General features: G+C 46.9%; 1 protein-coding gene. It reads right to left on the bottom strand.

Going from position 1 to position 1,125, the window contains the following annotated elements; translation table 11 throughout:
- Positions 1-107 precede the first annotated feature (107 nt).
- Positions 108-1,046 (bottom strand): OmpA family protein, encoded by a 939-nt coding sequence (locus ACYVRA_RS06650; RefSeq protein ID WP_461251962.1) that lies wholly within the window; start codon positions 1,044-1,046, stop codon positions 108-110.
- Between the last annotated feature and the right edge of the window lie 79 nt (positions 1,047-1,125).

The raw sequence follows: 1,125 nt of genomic DNA, 5'->3' as shown, positions 1-1,125 counted from the left end.
TATCCTAGCAATACCAGATAAGAAATAACCCCTAACCCCTTCCCCCCTTTGTGATCTTTGTACCTTCGTGATCTTAGTGTGAGGTCTTGGGGAATTATTTTGTGGAATTATTTCCTCAATATAAATTCAACCCGGCGATTTTTCCAGTTTTCATCGCTGTCATCATAGCTGGCTACTGTCCGCGTGCCGCCCATGCCTACAGCGGTTAGACGCGACTTATCAACCTTGTATTGGAAATCGCTAGCCGACAGATAATCCAAAACGGCCTGCGCCCTCTTTTGGCTTAGGGGTTTAAGATCGTTCTTTTCTTCATTGTCCCGTTGTGGGCCAACAGGAGTAGTCGGATTGGAATGGCCTTCGATGGTTATTTTATAGTCGGAGAATCTGGTAAGAGCCCTGCCGATAAGATTCAAAACTCTTCTGTTGCTCCTCATGTCGCTATCGCTGAGCAGTTTAAAGTCGGCGGCGTTGGGGGGGAAAATGATAGAAGGAACTACCATACGCAAAACATCGCCATCCCGTTTGACAAGGATATCGACGCTGATAATCCCTTCATAAGTGCTGGAATTATCAAAGGAATCAGTAACAGTTAATGTGAACTTGTAATCCGTGGCGGACTGTACCATTTCGCCAGACGCTCTGCTGCTTTTACCATTCCATTTCCATTCTTTTGGCGGAACTCCCTTCCCTTCATGTTGATAGAAAGGCTCCCGGACGCGAGGCTGGTTCGTACCTTGTTGGGGGGTTGCGGCCGGCTGTTGGCTCGCTTGCGTAGCCGGTTGGCCCGCGGCCGGCTGTTGGCCCGTTTGCGCGGCCGGTTGGCGATTCGGCTGTATTAGGATTGTCCAGCCTTTTATCGGGACAGGATGATCGACCTTGATCGCTATCGTCGTCTCATCGTCAACCGTGTCGGGGTCGGGACTGAACAGTTCAGGGATTACCACTGTTAATTTTGGTCCTACCCCTGGATTTTGTGCCGGCTTGGTTACGCAGGCAAAAGCCAGCGCGCAAAACGCCGTAAGAAAAACAATTAACATTTTTTTCATTTATGAAACTCCTTTTATTAAGATATAATATAATAAACTAAAAAAACAACATTTGTCAATACATAAATTTTATCAAGAA

The sequence above is a fragment of the Treponema sp. R8-4-B8 genome (genome assembly GCF_054786175.1).
Note: the sequence above shows the minus strand (reverse complement) of the source record. Positions and strands in the feature narration are given on the sequence as shown.